Raw genomic sequence first — 20,157 nt, forward strand, 5'->3', positions numbered from 1 at the left:
CCGGATGCCCAGAGAACCAGGCGTCAATTGCTGGCCGGAGCTGATCCCGGGGGCGACGCCGCGGCGCTGTCGGTCGTCGCCGCAGGCGTTGTCGTATCGAAGATCGAGGCGTTGGCGGGAATGGCATATTTTGCGTCCCACGCCACCACGTCGCGCTGATATTGCGCATAGGCTTCGTAGAAGTCGACAAAGGGCTGGTCGAGCTGCGCGAGGTGCGCGGGCGCTTGCTCGACAATCTGCGCGCTGGGCGTAGTCGAGACAAGCTGGGCAATCTCGTTCGCGCGCGGGCAGAACTGGCGCTGCGCCGGCGGCTGGGCGAAATAGTTGAAGAGCTGCGTCGCCAGGCGGTCGCGTGCTGCCGTGCCGTTGGTGCCCGACTCCTTGCCTAGCTGGCTGATGACGGTCTTTTCGGTCGAGCGGATCACCTTGCCATGCGCCTTGATGATATTGTTGTAGGCCGAAACCAGCGTCGCTTCCTCGGCACCGCGGCAGCCGATCGCTGCTACGTTGAGCGCGATCTTGAGCTGCCAGAAAGCGCGGTCGCCGGTGACATTGCTGTTCGCGGTCACAAAGCGGCCGTCGAGCCCCCGCTGCGGAAGGATCTGCGTAAGCGAAGCATTGCCGGGCGGAAGCGGACGCGGCGGGATGACCACGGCCACCGGCGGTGGCGGCGGTGGCGGCGGGGGCGGAACCGGCGCGGGAGCGCAGGCAGCGACGCTCGCGAGCAGCCCGGCCAGGATAATCTTGCGCGACACATTCATGATATTCTCCCCTGCCGCCATATGCTGCGACGTCATCCGCGCGCGTGCAACGCGGCTTCGGCCTGTTGCACCAAAGATGCGACGATATCGGCGACACTCTCTTCGCTGGTTACCATACCGACAGATTGCCCTGCCATTAACGAGCCGTTCTCGACATCGCCGTCGATGACGGCGCGCCGCAGCGCGCCAGCCCAATAATGTTCGATTTCTAGCTGCGCCGCTGCCATGTCGACGGTGCCGCTGTCGAGCAGGTTGGCAACTTCGCGCTGCTTGGCGGTGAAGGCTTCGGTCCCGTTGTTCTTGAGCGCGCGCACCGGAATCACCGGCAGCCGCGGATCGAGCTGGACGCTCGCGACGGCATCGCGCGCCGATGCGCGCATGAAGGCCTTTTTGAAATTGGGATGCGCGATGCTCTCCGTCGCGCAGACAAAGCGTGTCCCGAGCTGGACGCCCGACGCGCCCATTTCGAGATAACCGGAAATCGCTTCGCCGCGACCGATCCCGCCCGCGACGAAAATCGGCACCTCGGCCGAAAGGGCCGGCAGGATTTCCTGTGCGAGCACGCTCGTCGATACGGGACCGATATGCCCACCGGCCTCCATCCCTTCGATGACCAGCGCATCGACGCCTGAACGCACGAGCTTTTTCGCGAGCGCGAGCGTCGGCGCAAAGCAGATGACTTTGGCGCCCGACGCCTTGATCGCCTCGAGGCTTCCCTTGGGCGGCAGGCCGCCCGCAAGAACAACATGGCCGACCTTATGCTTTGCGCACACGTCGATCAGATCGAACAATTGCGGGTGCATGGTGATCAGGTTCACGCCGAAGTTGCGCTTCGCGAGCGCCTTCGTCGCCGCAATCTCGATATCGAGCAGGTCGGGGGTCATCGCGCCGCACGCAATCACGCCAAATCCGCCTGCATTGCTGATTGCGCTGACCAGATTGCGCTCCGAGACCCAGCTCATCGCGCCGCACAATATGGCGTAATCGCTGCCGAGAAGGTCGGTCCCGCGCGCCATCAATTCGTTTAATTTGCCCATTGCTGCCGCCTTTGCCAGCACTGTCGCCCCGGCGCAATGACTAGCTGAAAATGCGTGACTCAGCCGGTCGTGCAGTTGATTCGGTTCGTCGCGCGCGGCGAACTTTGCGGCGCCCAGCGTCCCTATTAATCGGCCCGGTCGATGACTATGTGCTGCTTATTCGTTTAGGTTGAAGCGCGAGCGCAGCCTATCCTTCGCCGGTCAGAGTAACGCAGTCGGACACCGATTCGGCGCCGGCCATCGCCGTGCGTCCGCCAGAAGGGGTAAAACGCCGCGTCATCCACCGGTCACCGAACCGCGTCACCACATCAGACCAAACCACAGAGGAGAGTCAGCATGAACGTCGAAAGCAAATGCCCCATGACAGGGACCCAGGTCCGATCGTTCCTGGGACGCCAGAACCGTGACTGGTGGCCCGACGCGCTCGACCTCTCGATCCTGCAAGGTGGCGCGCGCGCGGTCGACCCGATGGGCGGTGCGTTCGACTATGCGAAAGCCTTTAAGTCGCTCGATTATCAGGCACTCAAGAAGGATCTGACCGACCTGATGACCGACAGCCAGGATTGGTGGCCGGCCGATTATGGCCATTATGGCCCCTTCTTCATCCGTATGGCTTGGCACGCGGCGGGCACCTATCGCACCGGCGACGGCCGCGGCGGGTCGTCGAGTGGGCAGCAGCGGTTTGCGCCGCTCAACTCGTGGCCCGACAACGGCAATCTCGACAAGGCGCGCCGCCTTCTCTGGCCGATCAAGCAGAAATACGGGAACAAGATCAGCTGGGCCGATCTGTTCATCCTGACCGGCAATGTCGCGATCGAATCGATGGGCGGGCCGGTGTTCGGCTTCGGCGGCGGCCGGGTCGACGTTTATGAACCCGAAACCGTCTATTGGGGCACCGAGGAGCTTTGGGTCGACCAGGGGGCCGAGACGCGCATCATTCCCGATGAAGGCAAGGCACTCGAAAATCCGCTCGCCGCGATCCAGATGGGGTTGATCTACGTCAATCCCGAAGGACCCGGCGGCAATCCCGATCCCCTGCTGTCGGCGCGCGACATAAAGGAAACCTTCGCGCGCATGGCGATGAATGACGAGGAAACAGTGGCGCTGACGGCTGGCGGCCACGCCTTCGGCAAGGCGCACGGCGCGCAGCCCGCCGAAAATTTTGGATCGGGTCCCGAAGCATCGGCGCTCGAATTGATGGGCTTTGGCTGGCTCACCGACAAGGACGAGATCGGAAAGGGGCATATCACCACTTCGGGCATCGAGGGTGCGTGGACGCCGAACCCGACGCAATGGGGCGGCGACTATTTCCGGCTGCTGTTCAAATATGACTATGAACTGGTGACGAGCCCCGCCGGCGCGCAGCAGTGGCAGCCGATCAACCCGGACCCCGAGGACATGGCGCCCGATGCGCGCGATCCGTCGAAAAAAGTCCCGACGATGATGACCACCGCCGACATGGCGCTGAAGATGGACCCCGACTATCGCAAGATTTCGGAACGCTTCCGCGACGATCAGGCTGCACTCGACGACGCCTTTGCGCGCGCGTGGTTCAAGCTGTGCCATCGCGACATGGGGCCCAAGGTCCGATATCTCGGCCCCGAAGTGCCGGACGAGGATCTCATCTGGCAGGACCCGGTTCCTGCCGGAACCAAGCCGTCGGATGCGGCGGTCGCCGATTTCAAGGGGAAGGTGCTGGCAAGCGGGTTGACCGTCTCCGAACTCGTCAAGGCGGCGTGGGCATCGGCCTCAAGCTATCGTAACTCGGACCATCGCGGCGGCGCGAACGGCGCACGGGTCCGGCTCGCGCCGCAGAAGGACTGGGCGGTCAACGATCCGGCAGAGCTTGCAAAGGTGCTCGGCAAGCTCGACGAACTGCGCGGCGATTTGTCGATGGCTGATGCCATCGTGCTCGCTGGTGCGGCGGCGATCGAAAAAGCCGCGAAGGACGGCGGGTTTGACGTCGCGGTCGCAGTATCGACCGGCCGCGGCGATGCCGGGGACGAGCATACCGACGCCGAAAGCTTTGAGCCACTCGAACCCTTTGCCGATGGTTTCCGCAACTATCTGAAGACCAAGGCGCAGGTGAAGACGGAGGAAATGCTGATCGACCGCGCCGATCTGCTCGGCCTGTCGGTGCCCGAAATGACTGCGCTGGTTGGCGGGATGCGCGTCCTCGGGGCTGTGACCGGCGACACCGGCGACGGCGTATTCACCGACCGCGTCGGAACACTGTCGAACGATTTCTTCGTCAACCTCCTCGACATGGGCATCGAATGGCGCGTCGTCGACGAAAGCGGCGATGAAGAGTTCGTAGGTAAGTGCCGCAAGACGGGAGCTGACAAATGGCACGGCACGCGCACCGACCTTGTCTTCGGATCGAATTCGCAGCTCCGTGCGATCTCGGAGGTCTTCGCCGAAAGCAGCGGCGCCCCGCTGTTCGTCGACACCTTCGTCAAGGCATGGACCAAGGTGATGGACGCCGACCGCTTCGACATCGTTTGACCATTCGCACGGTTCCCCGATGACCCTTGACCGCTTCGGCGCGCCATTGCGCCGGAGCGGTCTTTATTTTGGCGTGCGACGGCGATAGCAGCTGCGACGGTTCATCCTAAAAACAGGAGTCGTGGTCTTGACGGTGGAAAGTGTGAGGCGGCTGATTGCTGCGGGCGGGCGACCACCCATCGGCGAGACTCTGGGATTTCAGCTTGTCGATTGCGGCGACGGCTGGGCGGTATTTGAAGGCAACCCCGGCCCCGAAACCTATAACCCGATGAACATCGTTCATGGCGGATATGCGGCGACCTTGCTCGATTCGGCATGCGGAATTGCGACGGTCACCAAGCTTGCTGACGATCAGTCGATGACCACCCTCGAGCTCAAGACGAGCTATTTGCGCGCGATGACTGCCAATACCGGAAAGGTGCGGGCCGAGGGCAAGGTCATTTCGATCGGGCGCCGCGTGGCGTTCAGCGAAGCGCGGCTTACCGACGAAGACGGGCGGCTGCTCGCAACCGCAACCTCAACACTGCTGATAATGTCGAACTGAACCCGATATTATTCGGCGTCGAGCCCGTAAGCCGTGTGCAGAACGCGCACCGCAAGCTCGGTCTCGTCCTCGTCAATCAACACGCTGACCTTGATCTCGCTCGTCGAGATGGCCTGGATGTTGATGCCGCGGTCGGCGAGCGCGCGGAACATTGTGCTCGCAACGCCTGCGTGGCTTTTCATGCCGACGCCGACGACGCTGATCTTGGCGACCTTGTCGTCGCTCAGGATACGGTTGAAGCCGATCTTGTCCTTCGCGCCTTCGAGCAGGTCGATCGAGCGGAGGAGATCGGCACCCGGCACGGTGAAGGTCACGTCGGTCTCGCCCTTGTCGCGCCCGACGTTCTGGATGATCATGTCGACGTTGATCCCGGCGGCGGCGAGGGGGCCGAAGATGCTGGCGACCGCGCCCGGCTTGTCGGGGACGCGCGTGACGATGATTTTGGCTTCATTCTTGTCGTGGGCGATGCCGGTGATCAGCTGCCGTTCCATCTGATGTTCCTCTATTTCCTCGTCGCTGACGATCATCGTGCCTTTGGCGGGCGCCTCGTCGCCTTCGACGAAGCTCGAAAGCACCTGCACCCGCACGCCTTCCTTCATTGCAAGGCCGACCGAACGCGTCTGGAGAACCTTCGCGCCGACGCTCGCGAGTTCGAGCATTTCCTCATAGGTGACATAGTCGAGTTTGCGCGCCCGCGCGACGATGCGCGGGTCGGTGGTGTAAACACCGTCGACGTCGGTGTAGATGTCGCAGCGGTCGGCCTTGACCGCCGCCGCGACCGCGACCGCGCTGGTGTCCGACCCGCCGCGGCCGAGCGTCGATATGCGGCCGTCGTCCATCATGCCCTGGAAACCCGGGATTACTGCGACCTCGCCCTTGGCCATCGCCGCGCTCAGTGCGCCCGTGTCGATGTCGGAGATGCGCGCGCGCGCATGCGCCTCTTCGGTACGGATCGGGAGCTGCCAGCCGAGCCAGCTGCGTGCGGGGACGCCCATCGCCTGCAGCGTGAGCGCCAGTAGCCCCGACGTCACCTGCTCGCCGCTCGCGACCACGACATCATATTCGGCGGGGTCGTAACGCGGGTTCGCCTCGCGGCAGAAATTGACGAGCCGGTCGGTTTCGCCAGCCATCGCTGAAACGACGACCGCGACCTCATTGCCCTGTGCGACCTCGCGCGCGACGAGTTTCGCGACGGTGCGAATCCGCTCGGTGCCCGCCATCGACGTGCCCCCGAATTTCATCACGATCCGCGCCATTTCGCCCTGCCTCCCAAACTGGTTGCTGCCGCAACTTTTCCAAGTTTTCTGCGGCGTCCGGCTGTTAGGGAAGGGGGAGGGCGATGGCAAGGGCGCCATCGTATGCGGCGCAAATTTCTTGCGCCATCGTGGGCGCGGTGCCACTGATTGTTCCATGAACGCCGCGACAATCAAAGCCGATGAAGCCGCCCATTTCGGCAGGCTTGCCGCCGACTGGTGGGACGCCAAGGGCTCCTCGGCGATGCTGCACAAGCTCAACCCTGTGCGGCTGCGCTATATCCGCGAACAGGCCGATCTTCACTGGCAGCTCGACGCGCGCGACCGTCATCCGCTTGTCGGACGGACGGCACTCGATGTCGGCTGCGGCGCAGGACTGCTCACCGAACCGCTCGCACGGCTCGGCGCCAAGGTGACCGGCGTCGACGCCGCGCCCGAAAATATCGCCGTCGCCCGCGATCATGCCACAGGGCATGGACTCGCGATCGACTATTTTGCGGGCGAGCTTGCTAGCCTTCCTCGGGCAAGATTCGACCTCGTGACCTCGATGGAGGTCGTCGAGCACGTCGCCGACCCGGCAGCGTTTGTCACCGAATTGGCGACGCGGCTTGCACCGGGCGGACTGATGATCCTGTCGACACCCAACCGCACGATCGCGTCGAAACTATTGCTCGTCGAAGCCGCCGAGCGCCTCGGCGCCGTGCCGCGCGGGACGCACGACTGGGGCCAGTTTCTGAAGCCCGAGGAACTTGGCGATTTGCTGAAGGCCGCGGGGCTGGCGGTCATCGACCGCACCGGCCTCTCACCTTCCGCCGCGACCGGGTTCAAGCTCGGCGGCAGCGAGGCGCTCAACTATCTCGTTGCGGCGCGGCACGCCGAATGACTCGCGACCCGCGCGTCGACGCCTATATCGCGGCGCGCCAGCCCTTCGCACGGCCAATCCTGACGCATTTGCGCGAGCTGGTTCATGCTCACGCGCCGGGGACTGAAGAGACATTGAAGTGGGGCATGCCCTATTTCGTGCTCAACGGACAGAATCTTGCGGGGATGGCGGCATTCAAGGCGCATGCGACCTTTGGTTTCTGGCGCGACGAAGAAGTGACCGGATCGCCGCGGAACGCCGATGCAATGGGCAGCATGGGCCGATTGGTGGGGCTGTCCGATCTGCCTTCGGACGAGGCGCTCGGAGCCTGGATTGCCGAGGCCGCCGCCTTGTGCGGAGAGGACAAGCCCAAGCGCGCGGCGCCCAAATCCAAGCCCACGCTCGATCTTCCCGACGATTTGCGCGCGGCATTGAAAGCCAACGCCGCCGCGCAAGGCCATTGGGATGCGTTCTCGCCCGGAAAACGGCGCGATTATATCGAGTGGGTGATCGATGCGAAGCGCGAAGAGACGCGCGCCAAGCGCATCGCGACCACCGCCGATCAGGTCGCCGAAGGGAAGGACCGCAACTGGAAATATAAGGGCTGTTGACGTTAGCTTGGACGATCCGCGGCGAAGGCCGGGACCCTGTCGCGCAATGCCGTGCCGGCTGGACCCTGGCTTTCGCCGAGGATCACACGCTCCGCGTTCCGTGGCGCGTCAGAAGTCCACATCCTCATAATATTTCGGCGGCGTCACGATCTCCATCCGCTCGGCAAGGAGCGGTCGGAAGCTGGGGCGCGACTTGAGGCCCGAATACCAGCCCTTCGTCTGTTCGTGTCCGGTCCAGTCGATGCCACCGAGATAGTCGGCGACCGAGATATGCGCGGCGGCCGTCAAATCGGCGAGGCTCATCGTCGCGCCGGCGAGCCAGGTGCGGTGATCGATCAGATAGTCGACATAGTCGAGATGCTGGTTCGCGGCTTTCATGGCCTCGCGTAGTGCACCGCCGTCGGGCGGCTGGCGGTGGACGATGCGTTTCTGCATCCGCTCGAACAGCAGCGGACCGGTGACTTCGAAATAGAAATCCTGATCGAACCAGGCGACAAGGCGGCGGATTTCGGCGCGGTTGGCGGCGGTGCCGTTGATCATCGCCTTGCCCTCGACTGTCTCCTCGAAATATTCGGCGATGGCATTGCTGTCGATCAGCACCTGTCCACGTTCCTGATCGACCATCACCGGCGTGCGGCCGGCAGGGTTCAGGTCGACGAACTCGTCGCGCCGTTCCCACGGCGATTCGCGCACCAATTCGTAACCGACGCCTTTCTCGCCCAGCAGGAGCCGGATCTTGCGCGAAAAGGGACACAGGGGAAATTGGTAAAGCTGCCACATGATTTTCGCATAGCGGCAGCGGGGGCTGCCGCGCAACGGCTATGGCAAGCAGCGGGAGGGGTGATGATCAGCGCCGCGTCGCGTCGCGCTCATACTTCCATTGAGCGAGGAGGTCGCGGGCCATGTCTTTCAGGACCGGAGCATAAACAGCCATCGTCGATGCGGCACTGCTCGCCATGCGGGCGCTCGCGCGGACGTCGTCGCCCAGACGTTCGCCATATTCAGGGTCGCGTCCAGCGACGTCGCCCACCGTTGCATCGGGCGGAATATAGGCTGCGTCGGAGTCGGGGTCGATGCGAGCGACAGCCTCGGCAAGCGGGCCAATAGGCATCTCCAGCATGGCGCCGACGATGGACGCCACGGTGTCGGCCATCCGATCCTGCACGATGGGGTCGCTCAATGTCGCGGCGGCATCGGCAAGCTCGCGCTCGGCGGCCTGAGCGGGCAATGGATTGGTGATGACGAGAAGCGGCAGTGCCGCGAGTGTCCAGCGATGCATTGTGTTCGTCCTTCAACAAGGCGCGATAAGATGGCGCGCGTTGTAACAGACACACGCTTGCGCCTTGCTGAACGTGCGGCGCCCTTCGACGGAACGTGCCGGAAAGGCGCCGCGCCGCGTCCGGCTATTCGGCGGCAACCATCTCCACCTCGGCATCGCTCAGCGGATGGGCGAGGCGGCTCAGCATCTCCTTCGGGCAGACCTGCCAGAAGCGACCGCGCCAAAGGTGCCAGTCGGCCAGAACTTCACCGGACCATTTGCTACCCGTCGCCTTGGCATGCTCCTCGACCAACGCGCGCAGCTCGGCTTCCCAATGGGCGCTGTCGAGCCTTTGCCACATGATTGATTCGCCATTGGCGTGACGCTCGAAGCTCTCATCGGTATCGAGAATGAACGCCATGCCCCCGGTCATGCCGGCGCCGAAGTTCGAGCCGACCGGGCCCAGCACGACTGCCGTCCCGCCCGTCATATATTCGCAGCCGTTCGCTCCGCAGCCTTCGATTACGACATTGGCACCCGAATTGCGCACCGCGAAACGCTCGCCCGCCTGGCCCGCCGCGAGCAGTGTGCCCGCGGTCGCGCCGTAAAGAACGGTGTTCCCGACGATGCTGTTGTTCTGGCTGACCAGCGGGCTCGATACAGTCGGGCGCACGATGATGCGACCGCCCGACAGGCCTTTACCGACATAGTCATTGGCGTCGCCGAACACCTCGAGCGTGATGCCCTGGCACAGGAAGGCGCCGAGCGACTGGCCCGCGGTGCCCCGCAGGCGGACCTGCACATGATTGTCCGCCAGTCCCGTCATCCCGAAGCGCTTGGTCACTTCGGCCGACAGGCGCGTGCCGACGGCGCGGTGCGTGTTGCGGACATTATAGGTAAGCTGCATCCGCTCGCCGCGTTCGAAGAGCGGCTGTGCGTCGTTCAATATCTGCGCGTCGAGGCTGTCGGGAACGGGGTTGCGGAAATGCGGCCCCTGCGAGCGGCGCTGCTCGTCGGGCGCATCGACCTTTGCGAGGATGGGGTTGAGGTCGAGGTCGTCGAGATGTTCGGCGCCGCGGCTGACCTGGCGCAGAAGCTCGGTTCGGCCGATCACCTCGTCGAGGCTCCGGTAGCCGAGCTTGGCCAGGATTTCGCGGACCTCCTCCGCGATGAAGGTCATCAGATTGATGACCTTCTCGGGCGTCCCGGTGAACTTCTGCCGCAGCTTCTCGTCCTGCGTGCAGACACCGACGGGGCAGGTGTTGCTGTGGCACTGGCGCACCATGATGCAGCCCATTGCGACGAGGCTCAGCGTCCCGATGCCATATTCCTCGGCGCCGAGAATTGCGGCGATCACGATGTCACGCCCCGTCTTGAGACCGCCGTCGGTGCGCAGCCGGATGCGGTGACGCAGACCGTTCAGGGTGAGCACCTGATTGACTTCGGAAAGCCCCATTTCCCATGGAGTGCCGGCGTATTTGACGCTCGTCTGCGGCGACGCGCCGGTGCCGCCGGTGTTGCCCGCGACAAGGATGACATCCGCGTGCGCCTTGGCGACACCCGCCGCAACGGTGCCGATGCCCGCCGAGCTGACCAGCTTCACGCATACGCGCGCCTTCGGGTTGATCTGCTTCAGGTCATAGATGAGCTGCGCCAGATCCTCGATCGAATAGATGTCGTGGTGCGGCGGGGGCGAAATGAGCATCACGCCCGGCGTCGAGTGACGCAGGCGGGCGATGAATTCAGTCACCTTGAAGCCGGGAAGCTGACCGCCTTCGCCGGGCTTAGCGCCCTGCGCGACCTTGATCTCGATTTCGTCGCATGCGCCCAGATATTCGGCGGTGACGCCGAAGCGGCCGCTGGCGATCTGCTTGATGTTGCTGTTGGCGTTGTCGCCGTTGGCATAGGGACGATAACGTTCCTTGGCTTCGCCGCCTTCGCCCGACACGGCTTTCGCGCCGATGCGGTTCATCGCGATTGCCAGCGTCTCGTGCGCCTCGGGTGACAGCGCGCCGAGCGACATGCCGGGAGTGACGAAGCGCTTGCGGATCTCGGTGATCGCCTCGACGCTTTCGAGCGGCACGCCCTGCGACGGATAGTTGAACGCCATCAGGTCGCGCAGATAGACCGGCGGGAGGTCCGCCACGCCGCGCGAGAATTGCAGATAGGTCGAATAGCTGTCGGTCGCGACGGCGGTCTGGAGCAGGTGCATGAGCTGCGCCGAATAGGCGTGCGTCTCGCCGCCTGCGCGCTGGCGATAAAAGCCGCCGATAGGCAGCGTCGCGACGCGCTTGTCGAACGCCGCCTCATGCTTCTCGGTCGCGTTGATGAACAGCGACTGATAGCCTTCGCCCGAGATTTTGGCGGGCATGCCGGGGAACAGGTCGTTGACGAGCGCGCGGCTCAAGCCGACCGCCTCGAAATTATATCCACCGCGATAGCTGGAGATCACCGCGATCCCCATCTTGGCCATGATCTTGAGCAGCCCGTCGTCGATCGCCTTGCGGAAGCGCTGGCGGCAATCGTCGAGCGTCAGCTCGCTGCCGAACAGCCCGCGGGCATGGCGGTCGGCAATCGCGGCTTCGGCGAGATAGGCGTGAACGGTCGTCGCGCCGACGCCGATGAGCACCGCAAAGGCGTGGGTGTCGAGCACCTCGGCCGAGCGGACGTTGATCGAGGCATAGCTGCGCAGCCCCTTGCGGACGAGATGGGTGTGGACGGCAGCGGCGGCGAGCACCATCGCCATGCCGACACGGTCGGACCCGATCCGTTCGTCGGTCAAGAACAGCTCGCTCCGTCCCGCGCGCACCGCGTCCTCCGCCTCGCGCCGCACGCGCGCGATCGCCTCGCGCAGCGTCGAAGCGTCGCCGCCGGTGGGAAAGGTGCAGTCGATATCGGCGACGGCATCGCCGAAATAGGCGCGCAGCCGGTCCCAATCGTCGCCGACGAGAACCGGCGAGTCCATCACGAGAACGTGCGCGCTCTGCCCCTTTTCGTCGAGGATATTGGCGAGGTTCGAAAAGCGCGTCTTCAGGCTCATCACATGCCGTTCGCGCAAGCTGTCGATCGGCGGGTTGGTGACCTGGCTGAAGTTCTGGCGGAAGAACTGTGCGACATGGCGCGGCTTGTCCGAAATGACCGCGAGCGGCGTGTCGTCGCCCATCGAGCCGACAGCCTCCTTTGCGTCCTCGACCATCGGTGAGAGGATGAGTTCCATATCCTCCATGGTCAGGCCGGCGGCGACCTGGCGGCGCAGCAATTCGCTGCGGTCCCAGCCGGCGAGGCTGGACTTGCCGCCCTTTGGCAGGTCGTCCATCGAGCGGAAACCCTTGACGCGAGAGCCATAGTCGTGCGCGCTGGCGATCTTGTCCTTGATCGCACGGTCTTCGTAGAGTGTCCCCTTGTCGAGATCGACCGCGATCATCTGTCCGGGGCCGAGGCGGCCCTTCTTGCGGATGCTCGCTTCGGGAAGCAGAACCATCCCGCTTTCCGATCCAACCACAAGCAGATTGTCGGCGGTCAGCGAATAGCGCAACGGGCGCAGCGCGTTGCGGTCCATCCCCGCAACCGCCCAGCGGCCGTCGGTCATCGCGAGCGCTGCGGGGCCGTCCCACGGCTCCATCACGCTCGCGAGATATTTGTACATGGCGGTGTGCGGCTCGGGCATGTCGGTTTCGTTCGCCCAGGCTTCGGGGACGAGGATCAGCTTCGCCGTTGGAGCGTCGCGGCCGGCGCGGCACAGCGCCTCGAACACCGCGTCGAGCGCGGCGGTGTCGCTCGCGCCCGCGGGGATCACGGGCTTGATGTCCTCCGAATGCTCGCCAAAGGCGAGGCTCGCCATCTTGATTTCGTGGCTCTTCATCCAGTTCTTGTTGCCGCGGATCGTGTTGATCTCGCCATTATGGGCGAGCGTGCGGAACGGCTGTGCGAGCCACCATTGCGGGAAAGTGTTCGTCGAATAGCGCTGGTGGAAAATCGCGACGCGGCTTTCGAACAGCTTGTTCGTCAGGTCGGGATAGAAATCGGCGAGGCTCTCGGCGAGGAACAATCCCTTGTAGATGATCGAGCGCGCCGACAGGCTGCAGATATAGAAATCGTGGATCTGCGCCGCGACGACCTTTTTCTCGATGCGGCGGCGGACGAGATAGAGCTGCTTTTCGAACTCGTCGATCGACTGTTCGTCCGGCAGCGGGCCGGCGATCATGATCTGCTCGATCTCGGGCCGCGTGCGCTGAGCCTTGTCGCCGATCACCGACACGTCGACGGGCACCTGCCGCCAGCCATAGATGGTAAAGCCCGCGTCGATGATCTCGGATTCTACGATCGTGCGGCATTCTTCCTGCGCATTGAGGTCAGTGCGCGGCAGAAAGATCATCCCTACCGCGAGCCGGTTCGGCAGCACATTATGCCCCGATGCCGCAATCGCATCGTCAAAGAAGCGCACGGGCAGGTCGACATGGATTCCCGCCCCGTCCCCCGTCATGCCGTCGGCATCGACGGCGCCTCGGTGCCATACGGCGCGCAGCGCTTCGATCGCCGCCTCGACGACGCGGCGCGACGGCTTGCCGTCGGTTGCCGCGACCATGCCGACACCGCAAGCGTCGGATTCCATGTCGGGGCGATACATGCCCGTCGCGGCGAGCCGCGCATGTTCGGGGGTGGGGTAGTGGGTCATCATTTCGTTCCTGAAATTTGCGCCGCCCTAGTAGGACGGATCGGCAATCTTGAGCCGCTTGCGGGCGTTGGCGACGGCTTCCATTTCTGCGTCGAACGCGGTCCCGGACGCTTCGTCGGCCGCGGCTTCGAGCGTCTCGACGCGCTCGCGGTCGGCGGCGGTCCAGTTGCTGCGGTCAAGGGCGGGGTCGGCGACATCATAGGAATCGGCGTCACTCGCCGACTCCCAGTCGGCTTCGCCGCCAGACTCGCCGGCGTCGTTCGCCTCGCCGCTGCCCATCCACATATCGCGATGCTCCTTGAGCGTTGCGACATCGACCTTCATCAACTTGGCGAGCGACGACAGTTCGGTTTCGCTGAGGTCGGCCAGCCCGCGCTCCTTGGGCAACGCCTTGAACTTGCCTTCCAGCTCGGGCGCGCGGTCGATGAATTTTTCGATCAGCGGCGGGACAGCCTTGATCATCGCAATCATGACTTCGGGGTCTGCCTGAAGCGCCATCCATTCGCCCGCGAAGGCGCTTCCCGCCGGCGTCGCGAAGAAGCTGTTCATATCGCCAAGATGCGCCGCGGTGAATTTGCGCGAATAGGCGTGCGCCATGCCGTCGCGCATCGGCGCCTCCAGATCGCGCAGCACTTCGCTGATCAGCGGCTTCACGACCTCCATCACCTGTTCTTCGCGCGCCTTGCGATTGGGGTCGAGTATTTCGACGGCCTTCGACTTGGTGTCGGCGTCGAGCCCGGCGAGCGTCTCGTCATCGACGCCGGTCTTGATCGAGAGCATCAGGTCCGACATGCCGCCGGCCTGTTCCATCACCGCCTTGAATATCTTGCCGTACATATTGTCGAGCATCTTCTCGAGGCTGCCCGCCGGGATCAGCGCTGCCGTCGTCTGCCGCGCCAGCGCAAGCCGCGCGGGGTCGACCGGCGGCAGCTTGTCGACCTCGAAAATCTTCTCGACGAGTGCAATCGCCTCGTCGATTTCCTTCTGCATCTTGGCCTTGGCTTCGGCGAGCGCGGCATCGTTCATTGCGCCATCTGGCGCCTCTGCCGCCTCGACCTGAGTTGGCGTCGGCGCGGCACCGGCGTGCACCGGAACGATTACCGCGGCGCCCGCGAGCGCCAGAGATTTCCACGTCGACATACACATGATCCTTCCCCTGTTGGTCATGCTGCCTTCTTTTCGCCTTTTGCCTTCGCCTTCAACCACTTTGCCATCTGCTCGCTCACGTCGCGACCATCGCGGATTCCCCAGACGACGAGGCTCGCGCCGCGGACGATATCGCCGGCCGCAAACACGCCGGGCAGGCTGGTCATCATCGTCTGGTGATCGACGCGCAGCGTGCCCCAGCGCGTGACGCTGAGGTCGGGCGAGCCGAACAGCTGCGGCAGTTCTTCGGGGTCGAAACCAAGTGCCTTGATGACCATGTCGGCAGGGATGTCGAACGAGCGGCCGGGGTCGGGTTCGGGGCTGCGGCGCCCGCTCGCGTCGGGCGAGCCGAGGCGCATGCCCGCCACAGATACCTGCTTGACCCGCTTGTCCGCGGTGAAGCTTGCGGGGGCGGACAGCCAGACGAACTCGACCCCTTCTTCCTCGGCGTTGGCGACCTCGCGCTGCGATCCCGGCATATTCTCGCGGTCGCGGCGATAGAGGCACTTCACCGATTTCGCTCCTTGGCGAACCGCGGTGCGGACGCAGTCCATCGCCGTGTCGCCGCCGCCGATCACGACGACATGCTTGCCCTTGGCATCGAGGCTGCCGTCGTCGAAGGCGGGAACGGCGTCGCCGAACCCTTTGCGGTTCGAAGCGACCAGATAGTCGAGCGCGGCGATCACTCCCTCCGCCTCGTTGCCCGGCACGGCAATCTCGCGCGCCTTGTATACGCCGGTCGCGACCAGGAGCGCGTCGTGTTTCTGCCGCAGTTCGTCGAGCGTCGCGTCGGCACCCACTTCGAAGCCCAAGTGAAAATGGATGCCGCCTTCCTCAAGGCGCGCGATGCGGCGCATCACCACATCCTTCTCCAGCTTGAAACCGGGGATGCCATAGGTCAGCAATCCGCCTGCGCGGTCGTGGCGGTCATAGACATGGACTTCATGTCCCTGGACGCGCAGATATTCGGCAGCGGTCAGCCCTGCGGGTCCGGCGCCGATTACGCCGACCGACTGGCCCGTTGCCGGCCCGGCCTGCAACGGCTCGACCCAGCCCTCGGCCCAGGCGGTATCGGTGATATATTTTTCGACGCTGCCGATCGTCACCGCGCCGTGGCCGGTGAATTCGATCACGCAATTGCCTTCGCAAAGGCGATCTTGCGGACAGATGCGCCCGCAGATCTCGGGCATCGTCGAGGTCGCGTTGCTCAGTTCGTATGCCTCGCGCAGCCGTCCTTCGGCAGTCAGGCGCAGCCAATCGGGGATATGGTTGTGGAGCGGGCAATGCACTGAGCAATAGGGCACGCCGCACTGCGAACAGCGCGCCGCCTGTGCGTCGGCGTCGGGCGCGGCGTAGCGTTCCGCGATCTCGCGAAAGTCGCGTGCGCGCTCCTCCGCAGTGCGCTTGTCGGGATAGGATTGTTCACGCTCCACAAACCGGAGCATGCGTTCGGAAGCCATGCAAATTCCCCTTCGTTGAAGAGGTGGTTGCATCGGCTTGACCGTGCTGTCACTCGCAAAATCTCAGATAAGACAGCAATATTTACCTAAAATTGCTTCGATCCGAGCGCCACGCTTCCCGTGCGCAACAATCTTTCATTATTTAGTCTCGTATCGGACCTATCTCGACCCAAGCCATATCAGTGCCGCGACGCCGACGATAATCCGGTACCAGGCAAAGGGCGCAAAGCCATAGCGCGTCACGATTGCAAGGAAGGCCTTGATCACGATCCAGGCGACGACAAAGGAGACGATCGACCCGACGGCAATCAGCCCCAGGTCCCCTGTCGTGACCGCATCGCGATGCTTGAACAATTGCAGCGCGGTCGCGCCGGTTAGCGTAGGGAGCGCGAGGAAGAAGCTGAACTCGGCGGCTGTCTTGCGGTCGACCCCCATTGCCATCGCCCCCATGATCGTCGCGCCCGACCGGCTGACGCCGGGGATCATCGCAAGGCACTGGACGATGCCGACTATTGTCGACTGGCGCAGCGAGAGGTTGGCGACCCCGCCGCTTTCCTGCGTTCGGGCAAGCCGTTCGACGATCAGGATCGCAAAGCCTCCGATGACAAGCGCCCATGCGACGACGACGGCATTTTCGAGCAGCAGCTCGATCTGGTCACCAAAGGCAAGGCCCAGCACCACGGCCGGAATGAAGGCGACGATAAGGTTGCGGACAAAGGCGATCGCCACCGGATCGCGCCGGAAAAAACCGACTCCCATGTCCCAGAACAAATGGCGATAGAGCACGACGATGGCGAGGATCGCGCCCGGCTGGATCGCGATGTTGAAGATCGCCCAGCGCGACGCGTCATAACCGAGCAACTCGGTCGCGAGGATTAGATGCCCGGTCGAGGAAACCGGCAAAAATTCGGTGAGCCCCTCGACGATGCCGAGGATGATGGCGGTCAGCCAGATCGACATGCCGCTCAGCGCGCGTATTCGGAAAATCGACCGTGGCGGCGATACTGGACGAGCCAGCCGTCGGCGACCGCAGCAAGCGCCGTCGGCGTGATGCCGAGCTGTTTCAGCCCCGCGGCGCGCGGCGCAACGACGTTGTCGCGCTGGAGCATCAGCCACTGGTCCTTGGTGATCGGCGCGCCCGGCAGCCAGCCGACCGTCGATGCGAGCGCCGAGGCGACGGCATCGGGCACCTCTACGAAGAGCCGCTGGCGCCCCGTCGCGTCGGCAATCCAGCGCAAGAGTTCTATCATCGACATCTGTTGCGGCCCGCCGAGCTCGAAAATCTTGCCCGCAGCGCCAGCGCCGAGCGCCGCGACCACGGCGTCGGCGACGTCACCGACATAGACCGGCTGGAATTTCGTGTTCGGCGCGATCACGGGGACGACCGGGGCAAAGCGGATCATGGTCGCGAAGCGGTTGATGAACTGATCCTCGCGGCCGAAGATGATCGACGGACGCAGGATCGCGGCAGCGCGAAATTCGTTCCGTACCGCCTTTTCGCCTTCGCCCTTGCTGCGGCCATAGGCAGAAGCGCTGTCGGGATCGGCGCCGATTGCCGAGACATGGACGAGTGCGCGGACGCCAGCGGCCTTGGCTGCCGCGGCGACATGCCCCGCGCCGCTGGCCTGCACCGCCTGCATGTCGTCGAACGCGCCGACGAGGTTTATCACCGCGTCGCAGCCCGCGACCGCGCGCGCAATGCTCGCCGCATCGCGCACGTCGGCGGCGACGAACTGCGTCTGGCCGAGCCCGCCGAGCGGCTTCAGGAAGGTCGCGCGGCGCGGTTCGCGTTCGGCAATGCGGACGCGCGCGCCACGCGCGAGCAGCCGCTGCACGACATAGCGGCCCAGAAAGCCGCTCCCGCCCAGCACCGTGATCAATTGCCCATCCAGATTGTGCATCGCTTCAGCCTGTCGTTGATTCTCGCGCCCGCGGGCGCCACGCTCGCGCCCCCCATGCCGCGAAGCGGCGGTCCGGGCAAGGGGGAGCGGGCGGTGGCCAACGCAAATCCGCGCGCTCCCAATTAATTTCGCCGCATCGGCGCGGTCGCGGTTGACAAGCGCCGCGCCCCGCCGCTAAGCGCCCGCTCCTACCCCGTGCCCAGATGGCGGAATTGGTAGACGCACCAGCTTCAGGTGCTGGCGATCGCAAGGTCGTGGAGGTTCGAGTCCTCTTCTGGGCACCATTTTCCCATCTTATAGGATTGCTCGCGCACGCCGGGCGTGGCGCGCTCGGTCGTCGCACGATCCGCATGTGGTCGGACTGTTCGCGGCTGTCATATAGGGGAAATGGTGCCGCTTACAGGACTCGAACCTGTGGCCCCATCATTACGAATGATGTGCTCTACCAACTGAGCTAAAGCGGCAACGAGGGGCGCCACTAGCAGCGCGGTGGCGCGATGACAAGCGCCCATGCGCATTTGGTGATGGGGCAACGCGAGGCAGCCTCTCGCCCGTCAATTGCGCCTTTCAACCAGCCCGCGCGCGATAACCTGCGCCTGGATTTCGGCGGCCCCCTCGAAGATGTTCAGGATGCGCGCGTCGCAGAGGATGCGGCTGACCTCATACTCGAGCGCATAGCCGTTGCCGCCGTGAATTTGCAGCGCGGCGTCGGCGTTCGCCCAGGCAGCGCGCGCGGCGAATAGCTTTGCCATCCCCGCTTCGATATCGCAGCGCTTGCCGCCGTCCTTGGCGCGCGCCGCCGCATAGCTGAGTTCGCGCGCCATGACGAAATCGACGAGGCTCATCGCGATCTTGTCCGACACGCGCGGGAAAGCCATTATCGATCGGCCGAACTGTCTGCGGCCCAATGCATAATCCAGCCCCAGTTCGATCGCGCGCCGCGCGACGCCGACTGCGCGCGCTGCGGTCTGGATGCGCGCGCCCTCGAAAGTGCGCATCAACTGTTTGAAGCCTTGCCCTTCCACGCCGCCGAGGAGCGCGTCGGCGGGGGCCGCCATTGCGTCGAATTGGAGCGCATATTCGCGCATCCCGCGATAGCCGAGGACCTCGATCTCGCTTCCGCTCATGCCCGCGGCGGGAAAGGGGGCGGCTTCGGTCCCGCGCGGCTTGGGGACGAGCAGCATCGACAGGCCCGCATAGCCCTTTGCATCGGGCAATGTCCGCGCAAGCAAGGTCATCAGGTCCGATCGCGCGGCGTGGGTGATCCATGTCTTGGCGCCATCGATGATCCAGCCGTCGTCCGTGCGCCGCGCGCGCGTCTGCAGCGCGCCGAGGTCGGACCCGACATCGGGCTCGGTGAACACGGCGGTCGGCAGGATGTCGCCGCTTGCGATCTTTGGCAGCCACGCGGCCTTTTGTGCGTCGGTGCCGCCCATCGCGATCAGCTCGCCTGCGATCTCGGAGCGCGTGCCGAGCGACCCCGCGCCTATCCAACCGCGCGACAATTCCTCGGTGACGATGCACATGACGAGCTTGCCGAGGCCGAGCCCGCCATATTCGTCGGGAATGCACACGCCAAAGGTGCCGAGTTCGGCCATCGCTTCGACCGTCGCGTCGGGAATCAGGGCGTTGGCGAGATGCCAGCGATGCGCGTGCGGGATGATCTCGGCTTCGGTGAAGCGGCGGAACTGTCCACGGATTGCGTCGAGGTCGCTGGCATGAAGCGTCTCGCTCGGCCACTGGCCTTCGGCGAGTGCGGCGGCAATCTCGGCGCGCGTCGTGGTGTGATCGGCGACGAGCAGGTCTGCGCAGGCATCGCCGAGCGCGCGCGCGGCTGTACTGATCCCCAGATCGGCGGGGCGGACGATTTCGTTCTGCCCCATCGGCAGGCCGCCGACGAGCTGTGCGACGCTTTCGGCAAAGGCGAGCGAGGCGAGCTTGGTGTCGAGCGGATTCGTGTCATTGCCAGCGTCGAGCCAGTCGAGCACCGCTTCGAGCGCCGCCACCGTCGTTGCAATCCACGCGAATCCGTGCGCGGCGCGCTGGTCTTCATCGATGGGGCGATGCGCGAGACGTTCGACGAGCGCGGCCTTGGCCGCGTCGCTATAGGTCGTCGCGGCGGCGAGGGCGTGGCGCAGCGCCAT

Annotated in this window: 15 protein-coding genes and 2 tRNA genes; 5 read left to right on the forward strand and 12 right to left on the reverse strand. The window is 64.5% G+C overall.

The features are described from left to right. Positions 1–23 precede the first annotated feature (23 nt). Positions 24–797, reverse strand: a complete 774-nt coding sequence (locus H7692_RS14800) for a hypothetical protein (protein WP_227340438.1) — start codon at positions 795–797, stop codon at positions 24–26. Continuing rightward, a complete protein-coding gene (locus H7692_RS14805) occupies positions 794–1,798 on the reverse strand; it encodes an NAD(P)H-dependent flavin oxidoreductase (protein ID WP_227340439.1) in 1,005 nt (334 codons plus the stop codon). Before H7692_RS14805 ends, H7692_RS14800 begins: the two co-directional genes overlap by 4 nt. A gap of 336 nt (positions 1,799–2,134) precedes the next feature. Here H7692_RS14805 and katG point away from each other — a divergent pair, with 336 nt between their 5' ends. Next, positions 2,135–4,303 carry a catalase/peroxidase HPI gene (katG, locus tag H7692_RS14810; protein ID WP_222137279.1) on the forward strand — a complete coding sequence of 723 codons (2,169 nt, stop codon included), beginning with the start codon at positions 2,135–2,137 and terminating at the stop codon, positions 4,301–4,303. Positions 4,304–4,436: 133 nt separating this feature from the next. Further along, the gene (locus H7692_RS14815) at positions 4,437–4,847 is read left to right on the forward strand and encodes a PaaI family thioesterase (protein WP_227340486.1); all 411 of its coding nucleotides are present in this window, start codon (positions 4,437–4,439) and stop codon (positions 4,845–4,847) included. Positions 4,848–4,855: 8 nt separating this feature from the next. Here H7692_RS14815 and H7692_RS14820 read toward each other — a convergent pair whose 3' ends face one another. Then, positions 4,856–6,103 (reverse strand): aspartate kinase, encoded by a 1,248-nt coding sequence (locus tag H7692_RS14820; RefSeq protein ID WP_222137280.1) that lies wholly within the window; start codon positions 6,101–6,103, stop codon positions 4,856–4,858. A gap of 154 nt (positions 6,104–6,257) precedes the next feature. Between H7692_RS14820 and ubiG the strand changes: the two genes are divergently transcribed. Continuing rightward, positions 6,258–6,983, forward strand: a complete 726-nt coding sequence (gene ubiG / locus H7692_RS14825) for a bifunctional 2-polyprenyl-6-hydroxyphenol methylase/3-demethylubiquinol 3-O-methyltransferase UbiG (protein WP_222137281.1) — start codon at positions 6,258–6,260, stop codon at positions 6,981–6,983. Further along, the gene (locus H7692_RS14830) at positions 6,980–7,573 is read left to right on the forward strand and encodes a YdeI/OmpD-associated family protein (RefSeq protein ID WP_222137282.1); all 594 of its coding nucleotides are present in this window, start codon (positions 6,980–6,982) and stop codon (positions 7,571–7,573) included. Before ubiG ends, H7692_RS14830 begins: the two co-directional genes overlap by 4 nt. Before the next feature lie 108 nt (positions 7,574–7,681). On the opposite strand, the gene H7692_RS14835 is transcribed toward H7692_RS14830, so the two are convergent. The 7 genes from H7692_RS14835 to H7692_RS14865 form a co-directional block, all read right to left on the reverse strand. Then, positions 7,682–8,353, reverse strand: coding sequence for a glutathione S-transferase family protein (locus H7692_RS14835; RefSeq protein WP_201928701.1), 672 nt, complete (start codon positions 8,351–8,353; stop codon positions 7,682–7,684). Positions 8,354–8,420: 67 nt separating this feature from the next. Next, positions 8,421–8,852, reverse strand: a complete 432-nt coding sequence (locus H7692_RS14840) for a hypothetical protein (protein WP_201927432.1) — start codon at positions 8,850–8,852, stop codon at positions 8,421–8,423. Positions 8,853–8,976: 124 nt separating this feature from the next. Continuing rightward, on the reverse strand, positions 8,977–13,509 hold the full coding sequence (gltB, locus tag H7692_RS14845) for a glutamate synthase large subunit (protein WP_201927429.1): 4,533 nt from the start codon (positions 13,507–13,509) through the stop codon (positions 8,977–8,979). A gap of 24 nt (positions 13,510–13,533) precedes the next feature. After that, the gene (locus H7692_RS14850; RefSeq protein WP_222137283.1) at positions 13,534–14,652 is read right to left on the reverse strand and encodes a DUF2059 domain-containing protein; all 1,119 of its coding nucleotides are present in this window, start codon (positions 14,650–14,652) and stop codon (positions 13,534–13,536) included. Positions 14,653–14,669: 17 nt separating this feature from the next. Further along, entirely contained in the window at positions 14,670–16,112 is a 1,443-nt protein-coding gene (locus H7692_RS14855) for an NAD(P)-dependent oxidoreductase (RefSeq protein ID WP_201927426.1), read from the reverse strand. Between the two features lie 159 nt (positions 16,113–16,271). Continuing rightward, positions 16,272–17,072: an undecaprenyl-diphosphate phosphatase gene (locus tag H7692_RS14860; RefSeq protein WP_201927425.1), complete on the reverse strand. Its 801-nt coding sequence runs from the start codon at positions 17,070–17,072 to the stop codon at positions 16,272–16,274. 5 nt (positions 17,073–17,077) lie between these two features. Then, complete coding sequence (locus H7692_RS14865; RefSeq protein WP_222137284.1) at positions 17,078–18,013, reverse strand: complex I NDUFA9 subunit family protein; 936 nt, start codon at positions 18,011–18,013, stop codon at positions 17,078–17,080. Positions 18,014–18,210: 197 nt separating this feature from the next. Between H7692_RS14865 and H7692_RS14870 the strand changes: the two genes are divergently transcribed. After that, a tRNA-Leu gene (locus tag H7692_RS14870) sits at positions 18,211–18,297 on the forward strand. 104 nt (positions 18,298–18,401) lie between these two features. On the opposite strand, the gene H7692_RS14875 is transcribed toward H7692_RS14870, so the two are convergent. Together H7692_RS14875 and H7692_RS14880 are read right to left on the reverse strand one after the other, a co-directional pair. Continuing rightward, positions 18,402–18,477 (reverse strand) — tRNA-Thr (locus tag H7692_RS14875). Positions 18,478–18,567: 90 nt separating this feature from the next. Further along, positions 18,568–20,157: an acyl-CoA dehydrogenase family protein gene (locus H7692_RS14880; protein WP_222137303.1), complete on the reverse strand. Its 1,590-nt coding sequence runs from the start codon at positions 20,155–20,157 to the stop codon at positions 18,568–18,570.

This window comes from Sphingopyxis sp. P8, assembly GCF_020622175.1.
Taxonomy (GTDB): Bacteria; Pseudomonadota; Alphaproteobacteria; order Sphingomonadales; family Sphingomonadaceae; genus Sphingopyxis; species Sphingopyxis jiangsuensis.